The sequence below is a fragment of the Microbulbifer sp. THAF38 genome (assembly GCF_009363535.1).
GTDB lineage: Bacteria > Pseudomonadota > Gammaproteobacteria > Pseudomonadales > Cellvibrionaceae > Microbulbifer.
This window is the reverse complement of record NZ_CP045369.1, coordinates 3,514,090-3,536,920: the sequence shown is the minus strand read 5'-3', so window position 1 is coordinate 3,536,920 and position 22,831 is coordinate 3,514,090. Positions and strand designations below refer to the sequence as shown.

General features: G+C 53.0%; 20 protein-coding genes. 10 read left to right on the top strand and 10 right to left on the bottom strand.

What is annotated here, in order from left to right:
- Nucleotides 1–26: 26 nt before the first annotated feature.
- The 3 genes from FIU95_RS15290 (at nucleotide 27) to FIU95_RS15280 (ending at nucleotide 3,618) form a co-directional block, all read left to right on the top strand.
- Nucleotides 27–644: a DoxX family protein gene (locus tag FIU95_RS15290; protein ID WP_152454589.1), complete on the top strand. Its 618-nt coding sequence runs from the start codon at nucleotides 27–29 to the stop codon at nucleotides 642–644.
- Nucleotides 645–693: 49 nt separating this feature from the next.
- Nucleotides 694–2,223 (top strand): ATP-dependent RNA helicase RhlB, encoded by a 1,530-nt coding sequence (gene rhlB / locus FIU95_RS15285; protein WP_253868668.1) that lies wholly within the window; start codon nucleotides 694–696, stop codon nucleotides 2,221–2,223.
- A 198-nt stretch (nucleotides 2,224–2,421) separates the two neighbouring features.
- Nucleotides 2,422–3,618 carry a hypothetical protein gene (locus tag FIU95_RS15280; protein WP_152454588.1) on the top strand — a complete coding sequence of 399 codons (1,197 nt, stop codon included), beginning with the start codon at nucleotides 2,422–2,424 and terminating at the stop codon, nucleotides 3,616–3,618.
- Nucleotides 3,619–3,678: 60 nt separating this feature from the next.
- On the opposite strand, the gene FIU95_RS15275 is transcribed toward FIU95_RS15280, so the two are convergent.
- The 6 genes from FIU95_RS15275 to gatC form a co-directional block, all read right to left on the bottom strand.
- Nucleotides 3,679–4,770: a glycosyltransferase family 4 protein gene (locus FIU95_RS15275; RefSeq protein WP_172975422.1), complete on the bottom strand. Its 1,092-nt coding sequence runs from the start codon at nucleotides 4,768–4,770 to the stop codon at nucleotides 3,679–3,681.
- 150 nt (nucleotides 4,771–4,920) lie between these two features.
- On the bottom strand, nucleotides 4,921–5,760 hold the full coding sequence (cysZ, locus tag FIU95_RS15270; protein WP_152454586.1) for a sulfate transporter CysZ: 840 nt from the start codon (nucleotides 5,758–5,760) through the stop codon (nucleotides 4,921–4,923).
- A 32-nt stretch (nucleotides 5,761–5,792) separates the two neighbouring features.
- Nucleotides 5,793–6,092 (bottom strand): PA4642 family protein, encoded by a 300-nt coding sequence (locus tag FIU95_RS15265; RefSeq protein WP_152454585.1) that lies wholly within the window; start codon nucleotides 6,090–6,092, stop codon nucleotides 5,793–5,795.
- A 61-nt stretch (nucleotides 6,093–6,153) separates the two neighbouring features.
- The gene (gene gatB / locus FIU95_RS15260) at nucleotides 6,154–7,605 is read right to left on the bottom strand and encodes an Asp-tRNA(Asn)/Glu-tRNA(Gln) amidotransferase subunit GatB (RefSeq protein ID WP_253868666.1); all 1,452 of its coding nucleotides are present in this window, start codon (nucleotides 7,603–7,605) and stop codon (nucleotides 6,154–6,156) included.
- Between the two features lie 11 nt (nucleotides 7,606–7,616).
- Nucleotides 7,617–9,062 (bottom strand): Asp-tRNA(Asn)/Glu-tRNA(Gln) amidotransferase subunit GatA, encoded by a 1,446-nt coding sequence (gene gatA / locus FIU95_RS15255; protein WP_152454583.1) that lies wholly within the window; start codon nucleotides 9,060–9,062, stop codon nucleotides 7,617–7,619.
- 72 nt (nucleotides 9,063–9,134) lie between these two features.
- Complete coding sequence (gene gatC / locus FIU95_RS15250; RefSeq protein ID WP_152454582.1) at nucleotides 9,135–9,422, bottom strand: Asp-tRNA(Asn)/Glu-tRNA(Gln) amidotransferase subunit GatC; 288 nt, start codon at nucleotides 9,420–9,422, stop codon at nucleotides 9,135–9,137.
- 355 nt (nucleotides 9,423–9,777) lie between these two features.
- Here gatC and FIU95_RS15245 point away from each other — a divergent pair, with 355 nt between their 5' ends.
- From FIU95_RS15245 to msrB, 7 genes are all read left to right on the top strand, one after another.
- Nucleotides 9,778–10,809 carry a rod shape-determining protein gene (locus FIU95_RS15245; protein WP_152454581.1) on the top strand — a complete coding sequence of 344 codons (1,032 nt, stop codon included), beginning with the start codon at nucleotides 9,778–9,780 and terminating at the stop codon, nucleotides 10,807–10,809.
- 129 nt (nucleotides 10,810–10,938) lie between these two features.
- Nucleotides 10,939–11,781: a rod shape-determining protein MreC gene (mreC, locus tag FIU95_RS15240; RefSeq protein WP_152454580.1), complete on the top strand. Its 843-nt coding sequence runs from the start codon at nucleotides 10,939–10,941 to the stop codon at nucleotides 11,779–11,781.
- Complete coding sequence (gene mreD, locus FIU95_RS15235; protein WP_152454579.1) at nucleotides 11,768–12,247, top strand: rod shape-determining protein MreD; 480 nt, start codon at nucleotides 11,768–11,770, stop codon at nucleotides 12,245–12,247. Before mreC ends, mreD begins: the two co-directional genes overlap by 14 nt.
- A gap of 96 nt (nucleotides 12,248–12,343) precedes the next feature.
- On the top strand, nucleotides 12,344–12,955 hold the full coding sequence (locus tag FIU95_RS15230; protein ID WP_152454578.1) for a nucleoside triphosphate pyrophosphatase: 612 nt from the start codon (nucleotides 12,344–12,346) through the stop codon (nucleotides 12,953–12,955).
- Nucleotides 12,952–14,439, top strand: a complete 1,488-nt coding sequence (gene rng, locus FIU95_RS15225; RefSeq protein ID WP_152454577.1) for a ribonuclease G — start codon at nucleotides 12,952–12,954, stop codon at nucleotides 14,437–14,439. Before FIU95_RS15230 ends, rng begins: the two co-directional genes overlap by 4 nt.
- A gap of 81 nt (nucleotides 14,440–14,520) precedes the next feature.
- Entirely contained in the window at nucleotides 14,521–18,780 is a 4,260-nt protein-coding gene (locus FIU95_RS15220; RefSeq protein WP_152454576.1) for a YhdP family protein, read from the top strand.
- 109 nt (nucleotides 18,781–18,889) lie between these two features.
- On the top strand, nucleotides 18,890–19,423 hold the full coding sequence (gene msrB, locus FIU95_RS15215; RefSeq protein ID WP_152454575.1) for a peptide-methionine (R)-S-oxide reductase MsrB: 534 nt from the start codon (nucleotides 18,890–18,892) through the stop codon (nucleotides 19,421–19,423).
- A gap of 161 nt (nucleotides 19,424–19,584) precedes the next feature.
- Here msrB and yjgA read toward each other — a convergent pair whose 3' ends face one another.
- The 4 genes from yjgA to rapZ all read right to left on the bottom strand — a co-directional run bounded on the left by yjgA (nucleotide 19,585) and on the right by rapZ (nucleotide 22,784).
- Complete coding sequence (gene yjgA, locus FIU95_RS15210) at nucleotides 19,585–20,094, bottom strand: ribosome biogenesis factor YjgA (RefSeq protein ID WP_152454574.1); 510 nt, start codon at nucleotides 20,092–20,094, stop codon at nucleotides 19,585–19,587.
- A 64-nt stretch (nucleotides 20,095–20,158) separates the two neighbouring features.
- Complete coding sequence (gene mgtE / locus FIU95_RS15205) at nucleotides 20,159–21,526, bottom strand: magnesium transporter (RefSeq protein ID WP_152454573.1); 1,368 nt, start codon at nucleotides 21,524–21,526, stop codon at nucleotides 20,159–20,161.
- Between the two features lie 107 nt (nucleotides 21,527–21,633).
- Nucleotides 21,634–21,903, bottom strand: a complete 270-nt coding sequence (locus tag FIU95_RS15200; RefSeq protein WP_152454572.1) for an HPr family phosphocarrier protein — start codon at nucleotides 21,901–21,903, stop codon at nucleotides 21,634–21,636.
- 20 nt (nucleotides 21,904–21,923) lie between these two features.
- Complete coding sequence (gene rapZ, locus FIU95_RS15195) at nucleotides 21,924–22,784, bottom strand: RNase adapter RapZ (protein ID WP_152454571.1); 861 nt, start codon at nucleotides 22,782–22,784, stop codon at nucleotides 21,924–21,926.
- Between the last annotated feature and the right edge of the window lie 47 nt (nucleotides 22,785–22,831).

Below are 22,831 nucleotides of genomic sequence, written 5' to 3'. Positions count from 1 at the left end.
GAGAGGGTGATAAGGATGGTCCTGTTATGAATACCCTGGGTCGTTGGTATGGTTGCTTTGTGCACTGGGTCCAGAAGATCGACTGGATGGGGCCGCTGGCGTTGCGAATTTACTTGGCGCCTATTTTTATTTTGGCCGGGCTCAACAAAATGGGGGACATCGACAGCGTGGCTGCCTGGTTTGGTAATCCAGACTGGGGGTTGGGCTTACCGGCCCCCCTGTTTATGGCCTGGGCGGCGGCACTGACGGAGTTTTTTGGCGGCATTGCCATACTCCTGGGCTTCGCCACCCGGCTGGTGGCAATCCCCCTGATGTTTGTGATGGCAGTGGCTGCGGTCACTGCACACTGGGAGAATGGTTGGTCAGCTTTGCCGGATAAAACCCTGATCGCCCCCTGGGAGTGGCGTGAGGACCTGATTGATGAGGCCATTACCCGCAAGGAGAAAGCCATAGAGTTATTAAAAGAGCATGGTAACTATGAATGGTTGTCAGAGACTGGCGGCTTCACAGTCCTGAAGAATGGTATTGAGTTTTCGGCGACTTACTTCATTATGCTGTTGGTACTTCTGTGCAGTGGGGCTGGGCGTTTCTTCAGTATTGATTATTGGTTGTGCCGCCACTGTAGCGGGCGAGAATCCACATAGAGTGGTGGTATACTCGCCGATTATTTGAACATTTGAGCGAGTATTTCACTTGATAGGAAAGTTGTTCCGTCGTTCCTCCTCTACTGAGGAGAAGAGCCCCCGCCAGGGAGATGAACGCTCCCAGCAGCGTAAAAGTGGCCAGAATCCCTCCAATAAGCCCCGTAAGGGCCAAAAAGCCGAGGCGAAATCTGGTCAAGGTGAGGGGAGCTCACGCCGGGGCAGCGGCAAAGGCTCCCATAGAGGGCGCCAGCGCACCCATACTCCCAAGTCGGAAGCAGCAACGCCCTGGTCTCTGGACGACTTTCAGATTCCAGAACAGGAGGGCAAGGTCCGTTTTCATGATCTGGGTTTACCAGCGGAATTGATGCGCGGTATTCACGACCTGGGATTCCAGTACTGCTCGCCGATCCAGGGGCGTTCTCTACCTCATACCCTGAATGGCCACGACCTGGTGGGTAAGGCCCAGACAGGTACTGGCAAGACCGCAGCCTTCCTGATCACCGTAATTGATGATCTGTTGCGCCACCCCTTTGATGGGGAGCGCTACGCCGGCGAGGCCCGCTCCCTGATTATCGCGCCTACCCGCGAGTTGGTGATGCAGATCGCCGATGATGCTAAAGCGCTGTGCAAATACACGGGTCTGGAGATTCATACTCTGGTTGGAGGGATGGATTACGAGAAGCAGCAGCGTAATCTCAATGAGCGTTTAGTGGATATTTTGGTGGCGACACCGGGTCGTCTGTTGGACTTTGTCGGCAACCGCGATTGCTTCCTGGATCAGGTAGAGGTGCTGGTGATTGATGAAGCTGACCGCATGCTGGATATGGGCTTCATTCCCCAGGTGCGCCGAATCGTTCGCCAGACACCCCGCAAGACCCATCGCCAGACCATGTTTTTCTCTGCCACCTTCACCCCCGAAGTCGATGACCTGGTGGAGCAGTGGACCGAAGAGCCGGTAGTGGTAGAAATCGAACCGGAGCGGGTTGCCACCGATTCCGTCGAGCAGCATGTCTATTTGGCCGCTAGTGAGGAGAAGTATGCACTTCTCTACAATATCTTGCAGCGGGATGAGGTGGACAGCCTGATTGTCTTCGCCAACCGCCGGGATCAGTGTCGCCGCTTGCATGAACACCTGCTCGCCCACGGTATTTCCGCCGGCCTACTCTCCGGCGAAGTGGCACAGAACAAGCGCGTGCGTACTCTCGATGACTTCAAGTCGGGTAAAACCAAGGTGTTGGTAGCCACGGATGTGGCCGGCCGTGGTATCCATATCGACGGTATTAGTCATGTCGTGAACTTCACCCTTCCGGAAGAGCCGGAGGACTACGTGCATCGTATCGGCCGTACAGGGCGAGCCGGTAAGACGGGTACTTCCATCAGCTTCGCCTGTGAAGATGATGCCATGCGATTGGAGCCAATCGAACAGCTACTAGGGCAGAAGCTCAAATGCGAGGTGCCACCGGAAGAGCTACTACAAGAGCCTCCAAAAGTTGAGGTGCGTCGCAGTGGTGGCGATAGGGATCATCGTAGTGGGCACAGTAATCGCCGCGGTGGTGGCCGAGGGCGCTCTCGCTATTGATCTCATTTATGCCAATAGGTCATTATGGCCTATTGGCGCCCTCAGGTATTTGAGTACTTTATTAACCTAAATCGTGGTCAATGTACCAATTTTTGTCTTTTTTTCTTTCTCCTTTTCTCCCCCTCTCTTACTTTGAACTACACTTGAAAAGATTTTTTCTGTTGTTGGGACCACCATTCCGTAGGCTGTCAGGTTTTTTTGAAACTTGAATTAATTGGCCTTGAGTTCGGATGTTTTTACCTATGTAAAATCAAAAAGACTCGAATGCGAACTCTCTTCCTTCACATCGGTTTCCATAAAACTGGCTCTAGTGCACTACAGCTTGCTTTAAAACAATCCACAAAGTTTTTAAATTCAAGAGGGATAGAATTCCTGTCTCTTGGAAAAAAAGGCAGTTCCTCTCGCACTGTAGATATCCAGAAAAAAAATGGCCGAATGTTTTATCGTATAAATCGGCGCTTAGGTAATTTACTGGCAAAAAGTCGTGGAGAGAACGTCATTGTATCTGCAGAGCATTTGTGTTTTCTTCACACGCTTGACGACATTGAGAGTATCTACAGAGATTGCCGAAAATTTTTCGACAGATGTCAAATTATTGTTTATTTGCGTAGACAGGATTTGCAGGCACTTTCATTTAAAAAGCAGGCTGCTCGTGCTGCGGCACCTAATATTAGTCCCTCTAGCCAGTTGTTTGGCCATTGCGAAAGTGCATTTCCGCATGTCAATGCCGATCTAATGACATATTTCGATTATTTTTCCAAATTGAAGATATGGGCTTCGGTTTTCGGTGAGGGCGCGTTGAATGTACGTGAGTTTTCTGTTGAATTTTTGCAGGATGGTGATGTTGTAAATGATTTTTGCTCATTGCTTGGGGTGAATGTGAATATTCCCTCTGTTCGTATCAATGAGGGAGTTGGCCGTAAAGAATTCCTGCTAACTAACAAGTTACTGGAGCTTGGCGTTACTGAGTCTGAGATTAAAAAACTTAAACCAATGATGAGGATGGGAATCTCTAAGTTGGCCCCATCAAAAGCTGAGGCTGAAGGCTTCTTCAGTTTGTTTGAGTATTGCAATAAGCCGCTGAATGATCACTTCCTAAAGAATGCTTCTGGTTTGGCATTTGATAATGACTTCTCTGGTTATCCTGAAGAGGGAAATGATTCCTTAACCATACAGGATTTGTCAGATTGGCTGCCACAAATATTGGCTAGCGGTATAAAGCATCCTCAACAGGTGAGGGATTCCTTGTTGAGCGAGCGGCTACAAAATTTGTTGATGAAAAACATTGAAAATCCACAGTTGTTTCGTGAGCTGGAGGGTGCTGTAAAATGTTTGTCGCCAAGTGTAAATCCTGAGCGGATTGATACTCCCTGGCTTGGGCTCCTCCGGGGCTAAAGCCCTTAGCCTCAATAGACTTTACCAAACACTTCCCTGTGCTGGGTCTGATTGGAGGTTTTATTGAATACTTAATTGCTTGTAGTGGCTAATGACTTGTTGGGCAATGATTTCCCAAGTGAAGTTCTCTTTCACCATTTTTAGTCCAGAAATTCCCATCTGCTTACTCAGGTCTCTATTGTTTAGAAGTTGTCTAATAGCTCTTTGAAGGTCATCTACTGATCCGGGTTTAGTTAAGATTCCATTGACGCTGTCTTTTACGATATATGGAATTCCACCTATATCGGAAGCAATAATGGGTAATCCACTCGCCATGGCTTCTAGCCCGGATATACTTGTGGCTTCCATTAGGGAGGGGAGTGATGAGGCATCCGCTGCTCTATAGATATCAGGCATCTTCGAATTATGAATATTGCCAAGGAGATGGGCGTTGCCTGATTTGACTTGGTTTCTGAGTAGGTGTTTTATATCCTGAGTTTCACTGCCATCACCAGCAATTATTAGGTGTAATTGCGGGTCGTTAATAGCTGCAACTGCCTCTGCAAGAAAGCGAACGCCTTTTACTGGTTCCAGCCGGCAACCGATGGCAATAACAAAGGCTTCTGTTGGGATTGATAGGGATTCTCTTATCGTTGAATCCCCGGGGTAGAAAATATTGGTATCTACCCCGTTACAGATAAAGCTAACTGGATTTTGATAACCTGTTTCCCTAGTTTTTTCCGCTAAAATTTCGCTTGCGGCAAGCGTAGCTGAAGCAATGTTAAGTTGGCTCAGCATCTTTCTTAAAGCTTTCTTCCCTTTTTGTGCGCGTTTAATAAATGATGATGTGTGATTAGTAAATATGACTGGGATCTTCAACCCCTTGCAAGCATTCAATGGGCGCATGCCATGAATATGAACGATATCGATTTGACGCTCACGGACCTGTTTGCGAATTTGTTTACGCAGCAGCCAGTCGTAGAGCAGATGGCTGTCTGGTAATTGCAAGCGTTCAACGGTAACACCATCGTAGCAGTCAGTCGTTGGAGTGCTTTTAGTAGGCTTTCTAGTTAGTACGTGTACAGAGTGACCAAGCTTAACGAGTGCTCTGGAAAGCTCAAATACATGAGTCTGAACCCCGCCAATAGAAGGAGGGAATTCATTGCTAATCATTAATATATTCATTAACACTTATAATTTTTTTTGGCCGGGTGGCCATTAAGTAGCTATTTTAGATTGCACTGAGCGGAGGAGTAGAGTTCCGCCGCCCTTAGGGTGTAAGTGCATATATTTAGGGGTATATGGCTGGTAATAATTCCAGGCTTAATTGGGCAATGTTGCAGTATGGGTTTCTGTCCCGGGATCTCCCTCCCTGCGCAGCCGCTCTACCCAGAGTGCGGTACCCCCAGCTACTGCAGCGGGCATTACAAAGATATTTAAAATCGGTACCATCTTAGCCAGCATCACGGTTCCGCCAAAGGCGAGCGTGGTTAGTTTGCGCCGGCGTAATACACTTTTTAATTCTCCAAAAGGACGCTGGTGATTGTCGAGAGGGTAGTCAACATATTGTATTGCCATACACCAAGCACCCCATACTGCAGCCAGGACGGTAGGAATAATTATGGTCCAGCTGGTTACTGTGGATATCAGAAAAATGATCACTCCCCAGAAAATAAAGTAACCCAGTTTGCGCATTTCCCGTCCCAGTGTGCGCCATACCATCTGTATCATTGGTTCAGCAGGAGGCGCTTTGCCGGTGAGAAGTTCTTCGACTTTCTCGGCTAGGAGGCCATTAAAAGGGGCAGCGATAATATTGGTGATTATCCCAAACAAATAGCCATAGGCGAGGAAAAATAAAAACAGTACCAGAATGGCAATAATCCAGGCGAGCCAGCGGAATACGCTGGCGGTCCAGGCGGCGCCTTTAGCCATGACGGCTTCCCACCAGGACATATTGGTGGTATCTACTGGGGTGTGTGATAGGAGACTGCTGATATAGTCACTGAGGCCGCCAAGCTGAGTAATCATGATGCCGCTGATTACAATAAACAGCACCAGGTTAATCAGCAGGGGGACAAGGATAAATGGGCGCAGCTCGCGCCGGGTTAACAAGCGGGCGCCGCGCACTAGCGCGTCAATACCGTGGACTGGATTTGAAGTCATAAAATTACCTCTCGCGGGATCGCGGCAGTTAATCAGTCTTTAGCGCCGGCGGCTTTTAGGATTTCTATATATTCGTTACTCTGGCGGTGCTCGCTTATGCGGGTTAACAGGGTATTGCCATCGGGTCCCGTGCTGTTGAGGTCGTGGCCATCGGCGAGAAACAATTGTACAAAAGTGGCAAAACTTTCCGCTTTCATACTGCGGTAGGCGCGCTCAAGTAAATGAAAATCCCGGTTGGTATTTTCAGGTGCTTCCCCCACCAGGAAGCCGGCAATTCGCGCCTCGTCAAACACTTCGCCGAGGACTTTTTGTTTGTCTTTTTTCAGGCTCAAAATCAATTCCTTACTTCTATGAGAATAGCCAGGCGCGGACCTGGCTTTGTGTTTAAAAGGCCTAAAGCAATGCGTCGAGCTTTTCCTTGAGGATCTTATTGATCATCTGTGGATTTGCTTGGCCCTTAGAGGCCTTCATGATTTGACCGACAAAATAGCCCATCATTTTGGGACGCTTGGATTCGTCGGCTTTGCGGTAGTTATCCACTTGGGCGCCGCTTGCGGCGATAACCGCCTCTACCATCTGTTCAATGGCACCGGTATCGGATACCTGCTTAAGGCCGCGCTTCTCGATAACTTCATCTGCGCTGCCCTCGCCCTCTGCCATAGCTTCAAAAACCTGTTTGGCAATCTTGCTGGAGATGGTGTTGTCTTTGACTCGTACGATTAACCCGGCGAGTTGCTGGGCGCTAACCGGGGACTCCTGTATAGAGATTTCCTGGCGGTTCAGCAGTGCGGCTAACTCACCGGTAACCCAGTTAGCGGCCAGTTTTGGTTCCCCGCAGGATTTGCAAACCTCTTCAAAGTAGTCCGCAATGATGCGTTCCTGGGTCAACTGATCGGCGTCGTAAGCAGATAAGCTGTACTCTGATTGGAAGCGCTCGGCTTTGGCATCGGGCAGTTCTGGTAACAGTTCGCGTAGTTGCTCTATGTAAGTATCGGTGATCACTACCGGCAATAGATCGGGGCAGGGGAAATAGCGATAGTCATTGGCAACTTCTTTACTGCGCATGGAGCGGGTTTCATTTTTATCCGCATCATACAATCGGGTTTCCTGCACTATGCTGCCGCCGTCTTCGAGAATGTCGATTTGGCGCTCGGCCTCAACTTTGATAGCACGCTCAACAAAGCGGAAGGAGTTGATGTTTTTTAGCTCGGTGCGTGTGCCCAGCTTTTCCTCCCCCTCTAATCGCACAGAGACGTTAGCGTCACAGCGCAGGGAGCCTTGGGACATATCTCCATCGGAGATGCCCAAATAGGTGACGATACTATGGATTTTTTTCAAATAGGCGACCGCTTCGGCGGCGCTGCGCATATCGGGCTCTGAGACAATTTCTATCAGCGGTGTGCCCGCACGATTCAGATCGATTCCGGACATTCCGTGGAAATCTTCATGCAGAGATTTACCGGCATCTTCCTCCAGATGGGCGTGGTGCAGGCGCACTTTTTTACTGCTGCCGTCCTCCAGGTGAATCTCAACTTCGCCAGCCCCGACGATAGGTTGTTCCAGCTGGGTTGTCTGGTAGCCTTTGGGAAGGTCTGGATAAAAATAGTTTTTACGCTCAAAAACAGATCGCTTGCCAATTTCTGCATTCATCGCTAAGCCAAACATTACCGCGTAGCGAAAGGCCTCTTCATTAGGTACAGGCAAGGTTCCAGGCATGGCCAAGTCCACGGCGCAGGCCTGGCTATTCGGTGCTGCACCGAAACGGGTGCTAGCGCCGGAAAAAAGTTTGGATTGGGTGGATAACTGCACATGAATTTCCAGCCCTATAACGATTTCCCATTCCACGATAGATCTCCTTATACGGCGCTGGCTTGGTGCCAGTCGGTTACCTGTTGGTATTGATGCGCAACATTGAGCATGCGAGATTCACTCAGGTAGTTACCGGTAATCTGAAGCCCCACGGGTAAATTGTTCACCAGTCCACAGGGGATAGACATACCTGGTAAGCCCGCTAGATTGGTGGCGATGGTATAGATATCCTCCAGGTACATGGCCACCGGATCGGCGCCTTTGGCACCCAGCTCGAAAGCGGGGGAGGGTGTGGTGGGCCCCATAATGACATCGACTTTTTCAAAGGCCCTTACAAAATCCTGTTTGATCAGGCGGCGTACCTGCTGGGCCTTGTTGTAATAGGCATCGTAATAGCCAGCTGACAATGCATAAGTGCCAACCAAAATACGGCGCTGGACTTCTTCGCCAAAGCCCTCGCCACGGGAGCGCATATATAAATCGCGCAAATCTTTGGGGTTTTCACAGCGGTGCCCATAGCGCACCCCGTCGAAGCGGGACAGGTTGGCGGAGGCTTCGGCTGGGGCGATGACATAGTAAGCCGGAATAGCCAACTCAGTATGTGGCAGGCTGATATCCACCAGCTCAGCCCCGAGTTTGTCAAATTCCTTAAGAGCATCTTGTACGCGGGTGGCTGTTTCAGAGTTCAAGCCTTCCCCAAAGTATTCTTTGGGTACACCGATTTTGAGACCGGCGATGGACTTGTTCAGTCCCGCGGTGAAGTCTTCTTGCGAGCGATTCAGACTGGTGGAATCTTTTGGGTCGTGGCCTGCCATGGCGGATAGCAGAAAAGCTGCATCTTCCGCATTGCGTGCAATAGGGCCGGCCTGGTCCAGGCTGGAAGCGTAGGCGACGATACCCCAGCGGGATGTACGGCCGTAAGTGGGTTTTAGGCCGGTGGTGTTGGTCAAAGCGGCGGGTTGTCGAATGGAGCCACCGGTGTCAGTGCCGGTGGCGCCAGGTACCAGTAGCGCTGCAACCGCTGCTGCGGAACCACCGGACGAGCCGCCGGGTACACAACGGGTATTCCAGGGGTTTTTCACCGGGCCATAAAAGCTGCTTTCGTTGGAAGAGCCCATGGCGAACTCGTCCATATTGGTTTTGCCCAGGGTTACGGTGCCGGCGGCATTGAGGTTCTCCACTATAGTGGCATCGTACGGCGGAATAAAATTATCCAGCATCCTTGAGGCGCAACTGGTGCGTACGCCGTTGGTGCAGATGATGTCTTTATGGGCAATGGGGACCCCACACAACGCGGGTGCTCCGCCTTTAGCCAAGCGTTGATCGGCGGTTTCGGCCTGGGATAGGGCGAGTTCTTCGGTTACGGTAATAAAGCTGTTGTAGTTGCTGTCTAGCTGTTGGATTCGTGCGAGTAGATGGCGAGTTAGCTCCACACTGGAGAATGCCTTACTCTGCAGGCCGCGGATCATCTCGGCAATAGTAAGCTGGTGCATGTTATTCCCTTAAAAGGCTCTGGGCGGGCTCAGGGCGAAATCGAATAATTAGGTGCTTGCTTGGGGCCCTGTTCAGTCGATGACTTTGGGGACTAGATAAAGTCCTTCTTCAGACTGCGGGGCCAAGTTCAGGAAACTCTGGCGCTGGTCAGTTTCTGTTATCGCGTCGGTGCGCAGGGTCTGCACTTCATCAAGCGGGTGCGCCATGGGGGCGACGCCGTCAGTGTTGACGGCCTGCAACTGGTCCACTAGCTGCAGGATATCCCCAAGGCGGCCGCTGACTTCTTCGATAGTTTCTTCGGATATGGCGATGCGGGCGAGTTCCGCCAGCTTCTCTACGGTTTGCGTATCCACAGCCATGGCAATAGAGCTCCTCCGGCTTCAGTTGCGAATCTGGGTTGCTCCGTATAAGGACGGGGCAGGGCCGGCAAATTTAGCACAATAGGCTGCTATTCTCACCGGCTCAGCTATAGGGATAAATCTGCAATCGATTAGCGGGGCTTCAGCCTTGCTCTGAACCGGCGCCGTTGTTAGAGTTTGCCCAATCCTGCCGGGCGCCCAGAGACTCCGGCGTATTGCGTAAATTCCGATTCGAAATGCGGCTCGGAACTCAGAATTATTTGCGCGGACTAACTAGGATTTGTATCCATAAAATAAGCCGCGCCCGCAGTGCCCGACCTGGGGGCTGACAATTAGTACAAGGTAATCGAATTCCATGTTTAAACGTTTGCGGGGCATGTTCTCCAGTGACCTCTCCATCGACCTGGGAACCGCCAATACGCTGATTTACGTTCGCGATCGCGGCGTAGTTCTCGACGAGCCCTCCGTCGTCGCAATCCGTCACTACAATGGCCAGAAAATCGTTGAGGCAGTTGGAGTGGAAGCCAAACGCATGCTCGGCCGTACCCCTGGCAATATCACCGCGATTCGCCCTCTAAAGGACGGTGTGATTGCCGATTTCCAGGTTACTGAGAAGATGTTGCAGCACTTTATCAAGAAAGTGCATGAGAACAGCTGGATGCGCCCGAGCCCCCGCGTGCTGGTCTGCGTTCCCTGTCAGTCCACCGAGGTGGAGCGCCGTGCGATTCGCGAATCTGCCCTGGGTGCAGGCGCCCGCGAAGTATCCCTGATCGAAGAGCCGATGGCGGCGGCGATCGGTGCGGGCCTGAATGTCGAGGAAGCGAGCGGCTCCATGGTGGTGGATATCGGTGGGGGCACTACCGAGATCGCCATTATCTCCCTGAATGGTGTGGTTTATTCCGATTCGGTGCGTATCGGCGGTGACCGTTTTGATGAAGCTATCGTCAACTACGTGCGTCGCAACTACGGCAGTGTGATTGGTGATGCAACTGCTGAACGTATTAAAGAAGAAATTGGTTGCGCCTACGCGGGCAGTGAAGTTCGCGAGATCGATGTGCGCGGCCGCAATCTGGCAGAAGGGGTGCCCCGTAGTTTTACCCTGAATTCCGATGAAATTCTTGAGGCCCTTCAGGAGCCGCTGACTGGAATTGTTCAAGCGGTGAAAAGTGCCCTGGAGCAATCTCCTCCCGAGCTGGCTTCGGATATCGCTGAACGCGGCATGGTGTTGACCGGCGGCGCCCTGTTGCGGGACCTGGATCGCTTGCTGATGGAGGAATCTGGCCTTCCGGTGATCGTTGCCGATGACCCCCTCACCTGTGTTGCCCGCGGTGGCGGCAAGGCCCTGGATATGCTGGATCGCAGCCGTTTGTATCTGATGTCCAACTGAGTCGATTGAAGCCGGCAGGTTACCCTAGCGATAATTGCGGTAGTCCTGTCGGCAGTTAGTTTCACGTTTCAGGGACATCCGATATATTGTGAGACCAATAATCACTGACCTGTACAAAGGGGGCTGCCCTTGAAACCGCTTTTTACCCGCGGCCCCTCCCCTGAGTTCCGCCTACTGTTATTAGTGCCCCTGGCAATCGCTCTGATCGTTGCCGACCACTACACCAATTGGTTCCAGTCCACCCGCGAGCGTCTTTCCGGTGTTACGGCCCCGCTTTACTGGATCACTGGTGCCCCGGAGCGCGTTGGGGACTGGGCTGGTGAGCAGTTTCGCTCCCGCGAAGAATTACTCGAAGAGAATGACCGTCTCAAGCGCCAAGTACTGCTGCTGGAGCAGCGCAGCCAATTGTTAGCTGCGGTAAAAGCGGAAAATACGCGTTTGAAAGAGCTGATGAATTCGGCGGAAATGGTTGATGACCGGGTACTGGTGGCCCAGGTCATCGGTGTTTCACCGGACCCTCTCGAGCATGTGTTATTGATCGATAAAGGGCGCAATCATGGCATCGATGTAGGCACACCGGTGATGGACGCCAGTGGTCTGCTCGGGCAGGTAATTGAGGCTGGGGGTGCCTTCAGCCGGATTCTCCTGATTACCGACTCCAGCCACGCAATTCCCGTTCAGGTGCTGCGCAACAGTATGCGCGCTGTCGCTGAAGGCACTGGCGATCTCTATCGCCTCAAGCTCAGGCATCTTGCGAATACCAGTGATATTCGCGAGGGGGATCTGTTGCTCAGTTCCGGTCTCGGCGGGCGCTTTCCGGCGGGCTATCCGGTGGGTGAGGTAATGTCGATCACTCGAGATCCGGGTCAACCATTTGCCGAGGCGGAAGTACTTCCGCGCGGACGTATGAGTCGCAGCCGCTTTGTTCTGGCGGTCATCGGGGATGGGGGGCAGGGCCTTGCAGGCGAATAATCGCTGGTTTATCGCGCTCACGCTCTTCCTTTCGATGCTGCTTGTGGTTATGCCTTTACCACAGCAGTGGCTGTGGTTTCGCCCGGCATTTCCGGCCCTGTTGGTTATTTTCTGGGTTACCCGTATGCCCCAGGCTTTGGGCGTCGGTTTTGCCTGGCTGGTGGGAATACTGGAAGACCTGATTAGTGGGGCCAGTCTCGGCACCCATGCGCTAGCTCTGGCGGTTCTGGCCTATTTCAGCCTGTTAACCTACCAGCGTACCAGGGCCTTCAATCCTGCCCAGCAGCTTTTATGGGTGTTTGTCTTGGTGGGTATCCACCAGGTGGTGGGTAACTGGGTGCACGGTTTGGAGGGAAAAACCGTCCCCGGATTGACCTTCCTATGGCCCGCGCTCACCACGGCCTTGCTATGGCCCTGGGTAGCGCCGCTGTTGCACCGCCTCTGTGGTCGGTTGCAGGTCCGCTGAGCGTCTCCCCAGTCTGTAAATCAATGTAAAACTCTGATCATTTTTCGATCAACTTCGCTATAATCAGCCGCTGGCCCACAGGGAATATGTAGTACAGTGACGAATACCACCTCTTCAAACCGTCTTCTTCTCGCCTCGGGATCGCCGCGCCGGGCCGAATTATTGGCACAGCTAGGCGTTTCGTTTTCCCAGTGCCCCCCGTCTGTGCCTGAGCAGAAACAAGCTTCAGAGACTCCTCAAGAATATATTCAGCGCCTGGCTCAGGATAAGTCTGCAGCTGGGTTATTGATGGCGTCTGACCAGTCTGGGCTTTGGGCTCTGGGTGCCGATACGGTTGTACTTTGTGGTGATCGCCTGCTTGAGAAGCCACAGAATTTCACTGACTTTGAGTCCATGATGTTGGCCCTGTCTGGTAGGGAGCACTCTGTAATGAGCGCTATTTGCCTGCGTAATCAAGAGCGGCAGTTTAGCCGTCTGGTGGAAACCCGTGTGCGGTTTCGCCATTTGTCACACCAGACCATTCAAGCCTACTGGCATACAGGCGAGCCTGCCGATAAAGCCGGCGGGTACGGTATTCAGGGCATGGGGGGCGCATTGGTGGAGTCTATCAGCGGCAGTTATAGCAATGTGGTTGGCCTGCCCCTGGAGGCACTGGTTCCGATGTTGGAGCAGGCCGGAATACCCTACTGGCAGGAGGCCGAGTCTTGAGCGAAGAATTACTAATCAACGTTGCGCCCACTGAGACCCGGGTGGCACTGGTAGAAAACGGTGTACTGCAGGAGGTTTACCTGGAGCGCAGTGCGCGCCGGGGTATCGTCGGCAATATCTATAAGGGCAAAGTGATTCGGGTACTGCCGGGGATGCAGGCGGCCTTTGTGGATATTGGCTTGGAACGCGCCGGCTTTATTCACGCCTCCGATATCGCCCCCCTGGATGATGAGGGCATGGAATCCAGGGATGCCGAAGTGGCAGATATTCGTGCTCTTGTACGTGAGGGACAACCCTTGGTTGTACAGGTGGTCAAGGACCCTATTAGTAGTAAAGGGGCGAGATTAACCACCCATTTGTCGGTATCTGCACGCTACCTCGTTTATATGCCGCAAACCCGCCATATTGGGATCTCCAACCGTATAGAGGATGAAGGTGAGCGGGAGCGCCTGCGTCAGTTGGTGGAAGTCGCTTCATCACGCCTCGCTGAGGATGGTCTTTCCGCTGACGGCGGCTTTATTTTGCGCACCGTGGCGGAGGGCGTCAGCGAGGAGGAATTACTGCGGGATATCCCCTTTCTCTACAAGCTTTGGGGGGAGTTGGAACAGCGTATCAAAGAGCGGGCCGTGCCTTCCGTAATTTATGAGGATTTGCCACTGTTCATGCGTGCCCTGCGTGATCTTGCGCGCCCTTATACCGAGAAGATTCGTATAGACTCCCGCGAGGCGCACGGCCGCGCTGCAGAGTTTGCCGGTAAGTACGCACCTGAAATAGCCGGGCGACTGGAGCATTATCCCGGTGAGCGGCCCCTGTTTGATCTCTATGGGGTTGAGGAGGAAATCCGCCGTGCCCTGCAGCATAAGGTAACGCTGAAGTCAGGGGGCTATCTCATCGTCGAACAAACCGAGGCGATGAGTACCATCGATGTCAATACCGGCGCATTTGTGGGTCATCGCAACCTGGAAGAGACTATCTTCAAGACGAATTTGGAAGCGGCAACAGCAATCGCCCGCCAGCTGCGTCTGCGCAATCTGGGGGGAATTATCATTATCGACTTTATCGATATGAAGGACCCGGAACACCAACGCCAAGTATTGCGTACCTTGGAAAAAGCCCTGGAGCGGGATCACGCTAAGTCCAGTATTACCGGGGTCTCCGAGCTCGGTTTGGTAGAGATGACCCGCAAGCGTACGCGGGAATCGCTGGGCCAAATTTTGTGTGAGCCCTGCCCGGTGTGCGAAGGACGCGGGACTCTAAAGAGTGCAGAAACGGTTTGTTTCGAGATCTTCCGGGAAATTATTCGAGAGGCTCGCGCCTACGACAGTGAAAAGATCATGGTTCTGGCTAGCCAAGTGGTGATCGACCTGCTGCTGGATGAGGAGTCGGCAAACGTCGCCGACTTGGAGGAATTTATTCGCAGGCCCATACAGTTTCAAGTAGAGCCTATCTACAACCAGGAGCAGTACGACATTGTTCTTGTATAAATCATTTTTCGTCTCCTCACAGCTTTTCGGTGCTGGCCGTTGCGATGCCTACAGCCGGTCTATGAGTGAGTGGAGGTGATAATGATCCTGTTGCGCTGGCTCGCGCGAAAGTTCTGGTTGTTGTCGGTAAGCCTGGTGATTGCGCTGGCAATCCTTGTGCAAACTGGACGCTTGCTATCCCCTCAAGTGGAAGAATATCGCCCGCAGATCAGCCGCTGGCTCACCGGTCAGTTGGGAGTGCCGGTGCAGATGGATCGGATCTCCCTGCGCTGGGAGGCACTGCAAGTGTCATTACAGCTCGATGGCTTGCGTCTGGGAGAGAAGGGCGAGTTACGTATGGGGCACGGATTGTTCCAGCTGGATCTGCTCGCCAGTCTTTGGAACCGGGAGCTGGTGTGGAAAGACCTGCAAATGCATGCCTTTGCCGCCGGCCTCAGTCGAAATGAACAGGGAGAGTGGCGCCTGGACGGCTTTCCTGATATATCCTTGAAGCCCGACGGTAGAGTTGTGTCCAACCCCAAAGCGGCCGATCCGGCACGACTCTTCCAGCTCAGTCCCAAGGTTTGGATTAGCGATGCGGCAATCACCGTCAGGCTGCCTGATGAGCAGATCGCTGAGATCAATTTGCCGGAAATCTCTTTGGAAAACCGAGGGGGTTTTCACCGCCTAACTGCCCGCGCCTTTATTGCCCGTGAGGGTGAAGAGCCCACAAGCAATTCCGAGACTCTTCGTTTGGTACTGGAGGGGCGTGGTAATCCGCGCAATAAGAAAGATTTTTCACTGAGAGGCTATATGCAGCTCAACGAGCTGCTACTGGACCAAGATATTGTTTCTCTCCTTCACCAGCTGACCCCACTTCCCGATCGATTCCATTGGCAGGGGCGCAAGTGGGCGGATGGACGCCTATGGCTGCACAGTGATGCCAATAAAGGCTATCGCCTGCTCGGGCGAGTAGGCCTCGCCCGGGTGGAAAACCTGGATAAAACACCGGTGCAGGAGAAAGGTCAGCGGAACACTGGTGAGCTGACGGAGGGGGGTGACCACATAATGGCTCCGCTGCGCGCGCTCTCTGGAGATATTTCCGGTCGCTGGCTGCCCGGTGAGCACTGGCGTCTGGCTCTACAGAGTACCCAAGTAGATTGGCAGGGCCTGCAAATGCCGCCACTAAACCTGCAGGTAAGTAGTGATCGGCAGGGGACTGCATTGTCGGCAGACGTGATCGATTTGGCGGGGTGGAGCGATATTCTCAGGCGGCTGGACGTATTGCAGGGCGCTGCAGGTGATTGGTTAAAGTCACTGGAACCCGAGGGCCAGCTGCGCCGTGTACAGCTGCGAAAAGGAGCTGATGGGACGGTGAGCTTCAGTGCTAATTTGCACAATATAGCCACTCAGGCCTATCGTGGAGCTCCCTCGGTGGCCGGATTGAGTGGCTACCTGGAATTTGCCGGGGGCGAAGGCCGGGTCGAGCTTGATGGCTCCAGCTTGCAAGCGGGCTTTCCAAATTTGTATTCCGAGACATTTTCTTTTGAACGGGCCAGCGGCACCTTGGCTTGGAATCTGGACAAGGATGCGAATGAAATCAATGTCTTCTCTGGCCCCTTGCAGCTGGATGGTGAGGTGGGGGAAGTGCGTGGACAGTTTTTGCTGTCCCTGCCTTTTCGCCCACATACTCGTGCGGCGGATTTGGCTTTGTCCCTGTCGTTGCGTGATGCCAGCGTAGGAACTCAAGAGAAATTGGTTCCGACTACGGTTAGTGAAGACCTGCGCAGTTGGCTGAAAGATGGGTTAGGTGCCGAGAATCCTGGACGGGTTGAGACTGCCGCGTTTATCTATCGAGGTAGCAATTATCCAAAAGATGGCAAGGAGGAGTCTCTACGCGCTCTGGGGGCTCATACGCAGCGCCAAACGGTACAGCTGGCCGCAGACTTTTCCAACGCCAGCCTCAAGTATGCCGATGAATGGCCCAAGGTGCAGTCGGTGGATGGCCGCCTTTCGCTGGATGACGGAAACGTATCCGTCAGCGCCAATAAGGCGCGCATATGGGGTGTGGATGCCCATGAGGTTTTAGTTGAAGTAACTCCACAACCTGAGAAAGGCTCACGCCTGGATGTAACCGCACAGCTACAGGGGCCAGCTGAGGATGGATTGCGTCTATTGAAGGAGTCTCCTCTGCGTAAGCAGCTAGGCAGTGCATTTGATGAGTGGCAGTTGTCTGGGGATATTCGTGGACAACTGAGACTCTCCCAGCCCCTCGGCGGCGCGGCATTATCCCCAAGTCAAAGAGTTGATTTGCAGCTTAATCGTGGTGATTTGCAGCTACAGAACCTGCGTTTACATGCCGAGGCTTTGGCTGGCGATGTGGTCTATGACAGCGATACTGGTCTCGAGGGAACTCAACTGAAAGGCGAGCTCTGGGGCCGGCCCATTAAAGCGAGTATTCGTCACTTTGGTGAGGGCGATTCCCGGGATACTCAGGTGGTAGTGGATGGGAATGCTACTACCCAGTCGATCTACCGCTGGAGTCAGCGCCCCGAGTTGAAATGGCTGGATGGTGCCATGGATTACCGGGCATTGGTGACCATTCCGGCAAGATCAAAAGAGGCCCCCTACGCTGCAGTTTTTGAGTTGACCTCGAATCTTGCCGGTGTCGCAGTCAATCTTCCCGAGCCCTTCGGTAAAGCTGCTGAGAGAAAAACAAATTTTGTGCTGCGCGCCCCCATCGGTGATCAGGGTAGTTTGTTCCATTTGAATTACGGTGAACACCTGCAAGGTCAGTTTTGGTTGGTGGATGGGGCTCTTGAGCGTGCAGCAATAGCACTCAATGCCGAGGCGAAACTGCCTGAAGAGAGGGGGCTAAGTATTCTCGGCGATATCTCCAGTGTTGATCTGCCCCGCTGGGAAAAACTGTTGGGTATTTACCGCGATGATGCACCGGCGGGGTCTGAGTCCTCTAGCCAGTCTGGGCAAACGCTCACACAGAGTCCTGAATTGAAGACCGATAGCCAGAACAAAATAACTTCTTCTTCCCAAAGTGCGCTGGCAACGGCCAAAGTATCCAGTCCTTTACCGGTAAGTCTTGATCTTAGTACCGACCGTTTGCAGTTGGGCACTGCGGAAATTGAGCATATACATGTCACTGGCCGAGGGGTGGGTGCCAAGTGGCAGTTGGATTTCGATAGTGAAATGGCGGCGGGGAGGCTCTCTGGAACGCTAGGGGGGAAAAAGCCTCTCCGCATGAAATTGGCGCATCTGCGTCTTCCCACTCCTGAAAAAAAACAGGCTGCTTCAGGGGAGGCTTCTTCTGAGCTGCCCCTTTCAGAAGAGTCGGTGGACCCCTGGGCGAACTTTAACTTCCAGAGCTTGCCATCGATTGATTTCAGTACGGAAAGTCTGCGCTTAGGCGAGGAAGAGCTTGGACGTTGGTCCCTTGAAGTGCGGCCATCTAAAGAGCGCCTGGTGTTGAGTGATATTCGTGGCAGTGTACGCGGTTTCCAGTTACAGGGGCGTGGCGGTGGTGATAAAGCCCTGGGAGCACAGCTGATGTGGATGCGTGATGCTGAGGGTAAAAATTCATCCCAATTTATCGGGCGTCTGGCAGCCGATGACCTGGCTGATATTCAGCGTGAAATGGGGCATGAGCCGCTGATTGAGAGTAAATCCGCTACCTTTGATACGGCATTGCGCTGGGATGGGTCTCCGGCGATGGCCAGGGGCAGCTTGTTCTCGGGAGATTTGAAAATAGATATTCGTGATGGCCGCTTCCTTCGTTCAACCGGTACCGCAGGCTCAACCGTCCTAAGGTTATTGTCGCTATTTAATTTCGACACCTGGGCGCGCCGCCTGCGCCTGGATTTTTCTGACCTTTACAAAAGTGGTATGGCTTTCGACCGGGTGCGCGGTGAGGTGGTTTTCGAAGGAGATGGGCAGCTGTTAATTGCAGTACCTATCCAGGTTGAGGGACCAACCAGTGAGCTGCAGATGGCTGGGCGAGTGAATTTGGTACGTGAAGATTTGGATCTGACTCTAGTCGCTACTCTGCCGGTAAGTAATAACCTCGCTTTGGTTGCTGCACTGGCCGGAGGACTCCCAGCCGCGGCGGGCGTTTACCTCATTAGTAAAGCCTTTAAAAAGCAGGTGAAGAAAATGGCCAGCGTCAGTTATCGCATTAGCGGTGACTGGGCTGATCCACAGATGCGCTTTGAAAAACTCTTTGATGGAGATGGCGCTGAACGCCAGGGGGCGGCCTCTGAGGCATCTGGAAAAGAGACAAGACAAGAGCAGGGAGTGGCGGATTCCAGCCATTCCCCATCCCCTCCGTTAGCTGACGGAGCCGGCTCTTAACCCGCTTGTTGATGGAGCTAGCAAGTCTGAGGGGAGGACTCCGAAAGCCTGTGAACGCAGCTTTCTAACCTTTTAAGGTAATGACCTAATGAGGACAGGAGTTTGCAATATGGTGAAGACTTCGACGCTATGGTTTCTAGTGGTGTTAATCCTGGTTTTATCGGCCTGCTCCGAGGCCGATGATCAGAGAATTCAAGATATGACAGTGGCAGAGGCTAAGACACGTATCGCTGAGGGCAAAGGCCTGGAGCAAATTCCCAAGTCGGTGTGGAAACAATTACTCCCTGAGGATCGATATAAAGTTCTTTGGAAAGGGGATACTGAGCGGGCTTTTAGCGGCAAGTTGTTATACAACGAAAAAGAAGGAGTCTACATTACCGCAGGTTGCCGTCTGCCGGTATTCAGCTCCGAGCACAAATTTAAATCGGGTACCGGTTGGCCCAGTTTTTGGGATGTAGCTTACCCGCAAAATATCGTCTTAAAAGACGATTTCAGCTGGGGGCTCAGGCGTACAGAAGTATTATCGAAGTGCGGTGAGCACCTGGGGCATGTTTTTAAGGACGGTCCCCCTCCGACAAACTTGAGATACTGTCTGAATTCTCTGGCCCTGGACTTTGAACCTGCGCAGGGGCGTGAACAGTAACCAACTGGGCTTGTAGCCAATTGGAGCGGCGGTTAAAAAGAATGGAATTTTTCTAGCAACGCTTATCGGTGGCTAGATTGGTTTTAGCATTAGCCAATATTGCAATATAAAGGTTTGTGGGCGGTGCCAGGCCGCCCGAGTGGTGCAAGAGTGATGCTGGATTACTGTGAAGACTGAATAAAAAAGTCCCGCAAATAGCGGAACAACTTGCGCTGATTGCTAGGGGGCTTGCTGTTTTTGATCTCGCGCAGGGAATCACGCACCAGTTGACGTAGTTGTTGGTGGTCTACCTGGGGGTACTGATCAAAGAAAGCTTCCTGGGCACTGTTGCCCTCTTCAAGTAAGCGCCCGCGCCAGTCTTCTGCCATCTTGTCAAAGCGCGGGTGTTGCTGATCTCGCTCTTTGAATTTATTCAGTACGGCTTCAATGGCTTCGTGGTCGGCACTGCGCATCAGTTTACCGATATATTGCATTTGACGGCGGCGCGCCTCGTTAGACTTGATTCGTCCCAGGGTATCGATCGCCTCGCGCATATCCTCATCAATGGGCACTTCAGCAAGCTGGGTTTTGGATAGCTCGGTCAATTGCTTGCCCAGGGCCTGCAGTTCGTGCATCTCCTGCTTTACCTGCGTCTTACTCTTAGGCAGGTCTTCATCGTCGTATTCGTACATCTGGAGTTCCGTGTATAGGTTCCGGGCTGCCCCGGTTCTGTTTGAGCAGGCAGTGTATTGCCTCTCAGCCAAAATGCCAGGTGGCGAGGCCCAGGAAGGACATGAACCCCACCACATCGGTAACGGTTGTCAGTGCGACGCTACCGGCCAGTGCCGGATCGATTCGTATTGCCCGCAATACAACCGGTAAAATTGCCCCTGCCATCGCCGCTACGATCAAATTAATGACCATTGCGGCAACGATGATGACTGCAATGGTAATGTCGTCAAACCATAGCGCGGCGATCAGCCCCATCACTAGGGACCAAAGTAGGGCGTTTAGAGCTGCTGATCCGAGTTCCCGAGAGAGTAGCCAGCTGAGGTTGCTCTTGCCAATCTGTCCCAGCGCCATTCCCCTGATCACTACGGTGAGTGTTTGACTGCCAGCCACCCCGCCCATACTCGCGACGATGGGCATTAAAACGGCGAGGGCAACGACTTTATCCAGCGTATTCTGAAACAGGCTGATGACCCAGGAAGCCAGTAGGGCAGTAAGTAGGTTGATACCGAGCCAAAGCGCGCGTCTACGGGCAGTTCGCCTAACCGGGGCAAAAGTATCCTCTTCTTCATCGAGGCCCGCCATGCTCATTAGGGAGTGATCGGCACCCTCGCGGATAACGTCGACGATATCGTCGATGGTGATACGGCCCAGTAGGCGGTTGTCCTCATCCACTACCGGTGCGGTGATCCAGTCATACTTTTCAAACAACCGGGCGACTTCGGTATCGCGCATATCTGCGGGTATCGGTTCCACATCGGTATTGACCACCTCGCGAACTGTGACGGATGGGTCTGTAGTGAGAAGCTTGGAGAGCGGGAGTAGACCGATATATTGGCCCTGGCGATTGACCACAAACAAGCTGTCTGTGGACTCCGGCAGCTGTTCATGGCGGCGTAGGTAACGCAGCACTACATCCAGGCTCAGGTTGGGCCGCACCGATATGGTATCGGTGTCCATCAGGCCGCCAGCGGTGTTCTCATCGTAAGCGAGAACACTTTCCACCCGCAGGCGGTCTGTTTCGCTCATTGCCGAGAGGACTTCCGAGACGACACGCTCGGGGAGCTGCTGGAGGATATCTGCGATATCGTCCGCGTCCAGCCCCTCCATGATCTCCACCATCTCCTCAGTATCCATGGTGTCGAGGATCTGGCTTCGGACCTCATCGGTCAGCTCTTGCAGAACCTCACCCTCGACATCCCGGTCGATCAGATTCCACAGAACCTGGCGGATACGCGGAGGTGAGCTTTCCAACAGTTGCGCAATGCTCTGGGGCGTAAGGGTTTTGAGCATGCGCCGGACTTCCTGCCCGGTACCACTATCGAGAGCGGCGAACAACTCACTGAGCTGGTTTTGCGCGCGGAACTTGATTTCGGCTTGGGGTGGGCTGGACACGATAAATCCTTACTGCTCAGCGGTGATTAGGAGGACAGAGGCCACGGAAAGGTCGTGGTGCTTTAATACCATGGCGGACTCTATCCACTGCCGGTTGCCTTTGCAAACTACTCGGCTTCGCCGAAGCGCTCAGAGACCAGGGTGCAGATGGCATCGAGTGCGTCGCTCTCATCACGGCCCTCCACCTCCAGCTCCAGTTCAGTACCCTGGCCGGCGGCGAGCAACATGAGCGCCATCACGCTTTTACCGTCCACGGATCTGTCTCCGCAGTTCACTTTGATATTTGAAGAAAAGCGGGCAGAGGTCTGGGCAAATTTACTGGCTGCGCGGGCGTGTAGCCCGAGTTTGTTAATGATGATGAGACGCTGCTTTTGCATAGGGGCTTGCGGTGTTTCGACTATCTCTGTTGTTCGCGGTGACGGACTTGAATATTGCCAAATTTATGCAGAAAAGTACGGGCTAGTTGCTCAACCATATATACCGAGCGGTGCCTTCCTCCGGTACAGCCAATGGAAATACAGGTATAGCTGCGGTTGCTCTCTTGGAAGGAGGGCAGCCAGTTCTCTAAAAAGCCTGTGATGTCCGCTTCCATTTTGTTGGTTTTTGGATAGGAGCGTAAAAACTCGGCTACTTCGGGGTCCAGCCCGGTTTTTTTTCTCAGGCTGGGTTCCCAATAGGGGTTTGGCAGGCAGCGCAAGTCGAACATCAAGTCAGCATCCACGGGTACGCCGTATTTAAAGCCGAACGACTGAAAAAGGATTGCCATTCCCTCTGAGTGTTCGCCCACCACTCGGCTTTTAATTAGCTCTCGCAACTCATGTAGGCCGAGGCTACTGGTATCGATCACCATATCTGCCATGGCTGAGATCGGTGTCAGCAGTTCCCTTTCTTGTTTTAAGGCCTCGAGTAAGTGGGTGCAGTCATTGCTGAGGGGGTGTTTTCGGCGAGTCTCGCTGAAGCGCTGAACGAGGACGGGTTCACGGGCATCCAGGTAGATAATGTCACACTGGACACCTGTGCTGCGCAGGGCTTCTATGACACGTGGAGCCTGCTTGATATCCTGCCAGAGGTTGCGTGCGTCTATTCCCAGAGCTAGGGGAGTGTCCCCCTTTGGGGTTTGTTGCTCGGCCCGCTTAATCAGTTCGGGCAGCAGGCTGATCGGTAGGTTGTCAATGCAGTTAAAGCCCACATCTTCGAGCAATTGTAGTGCGGAGCTTTTACCGGAGCCGGAGCGGCCGCTGATAATGACCAAGCGCATGGGGACCCCCTCTTTTTAGCTCTTTATACCATTTAATTGCTTGAGAA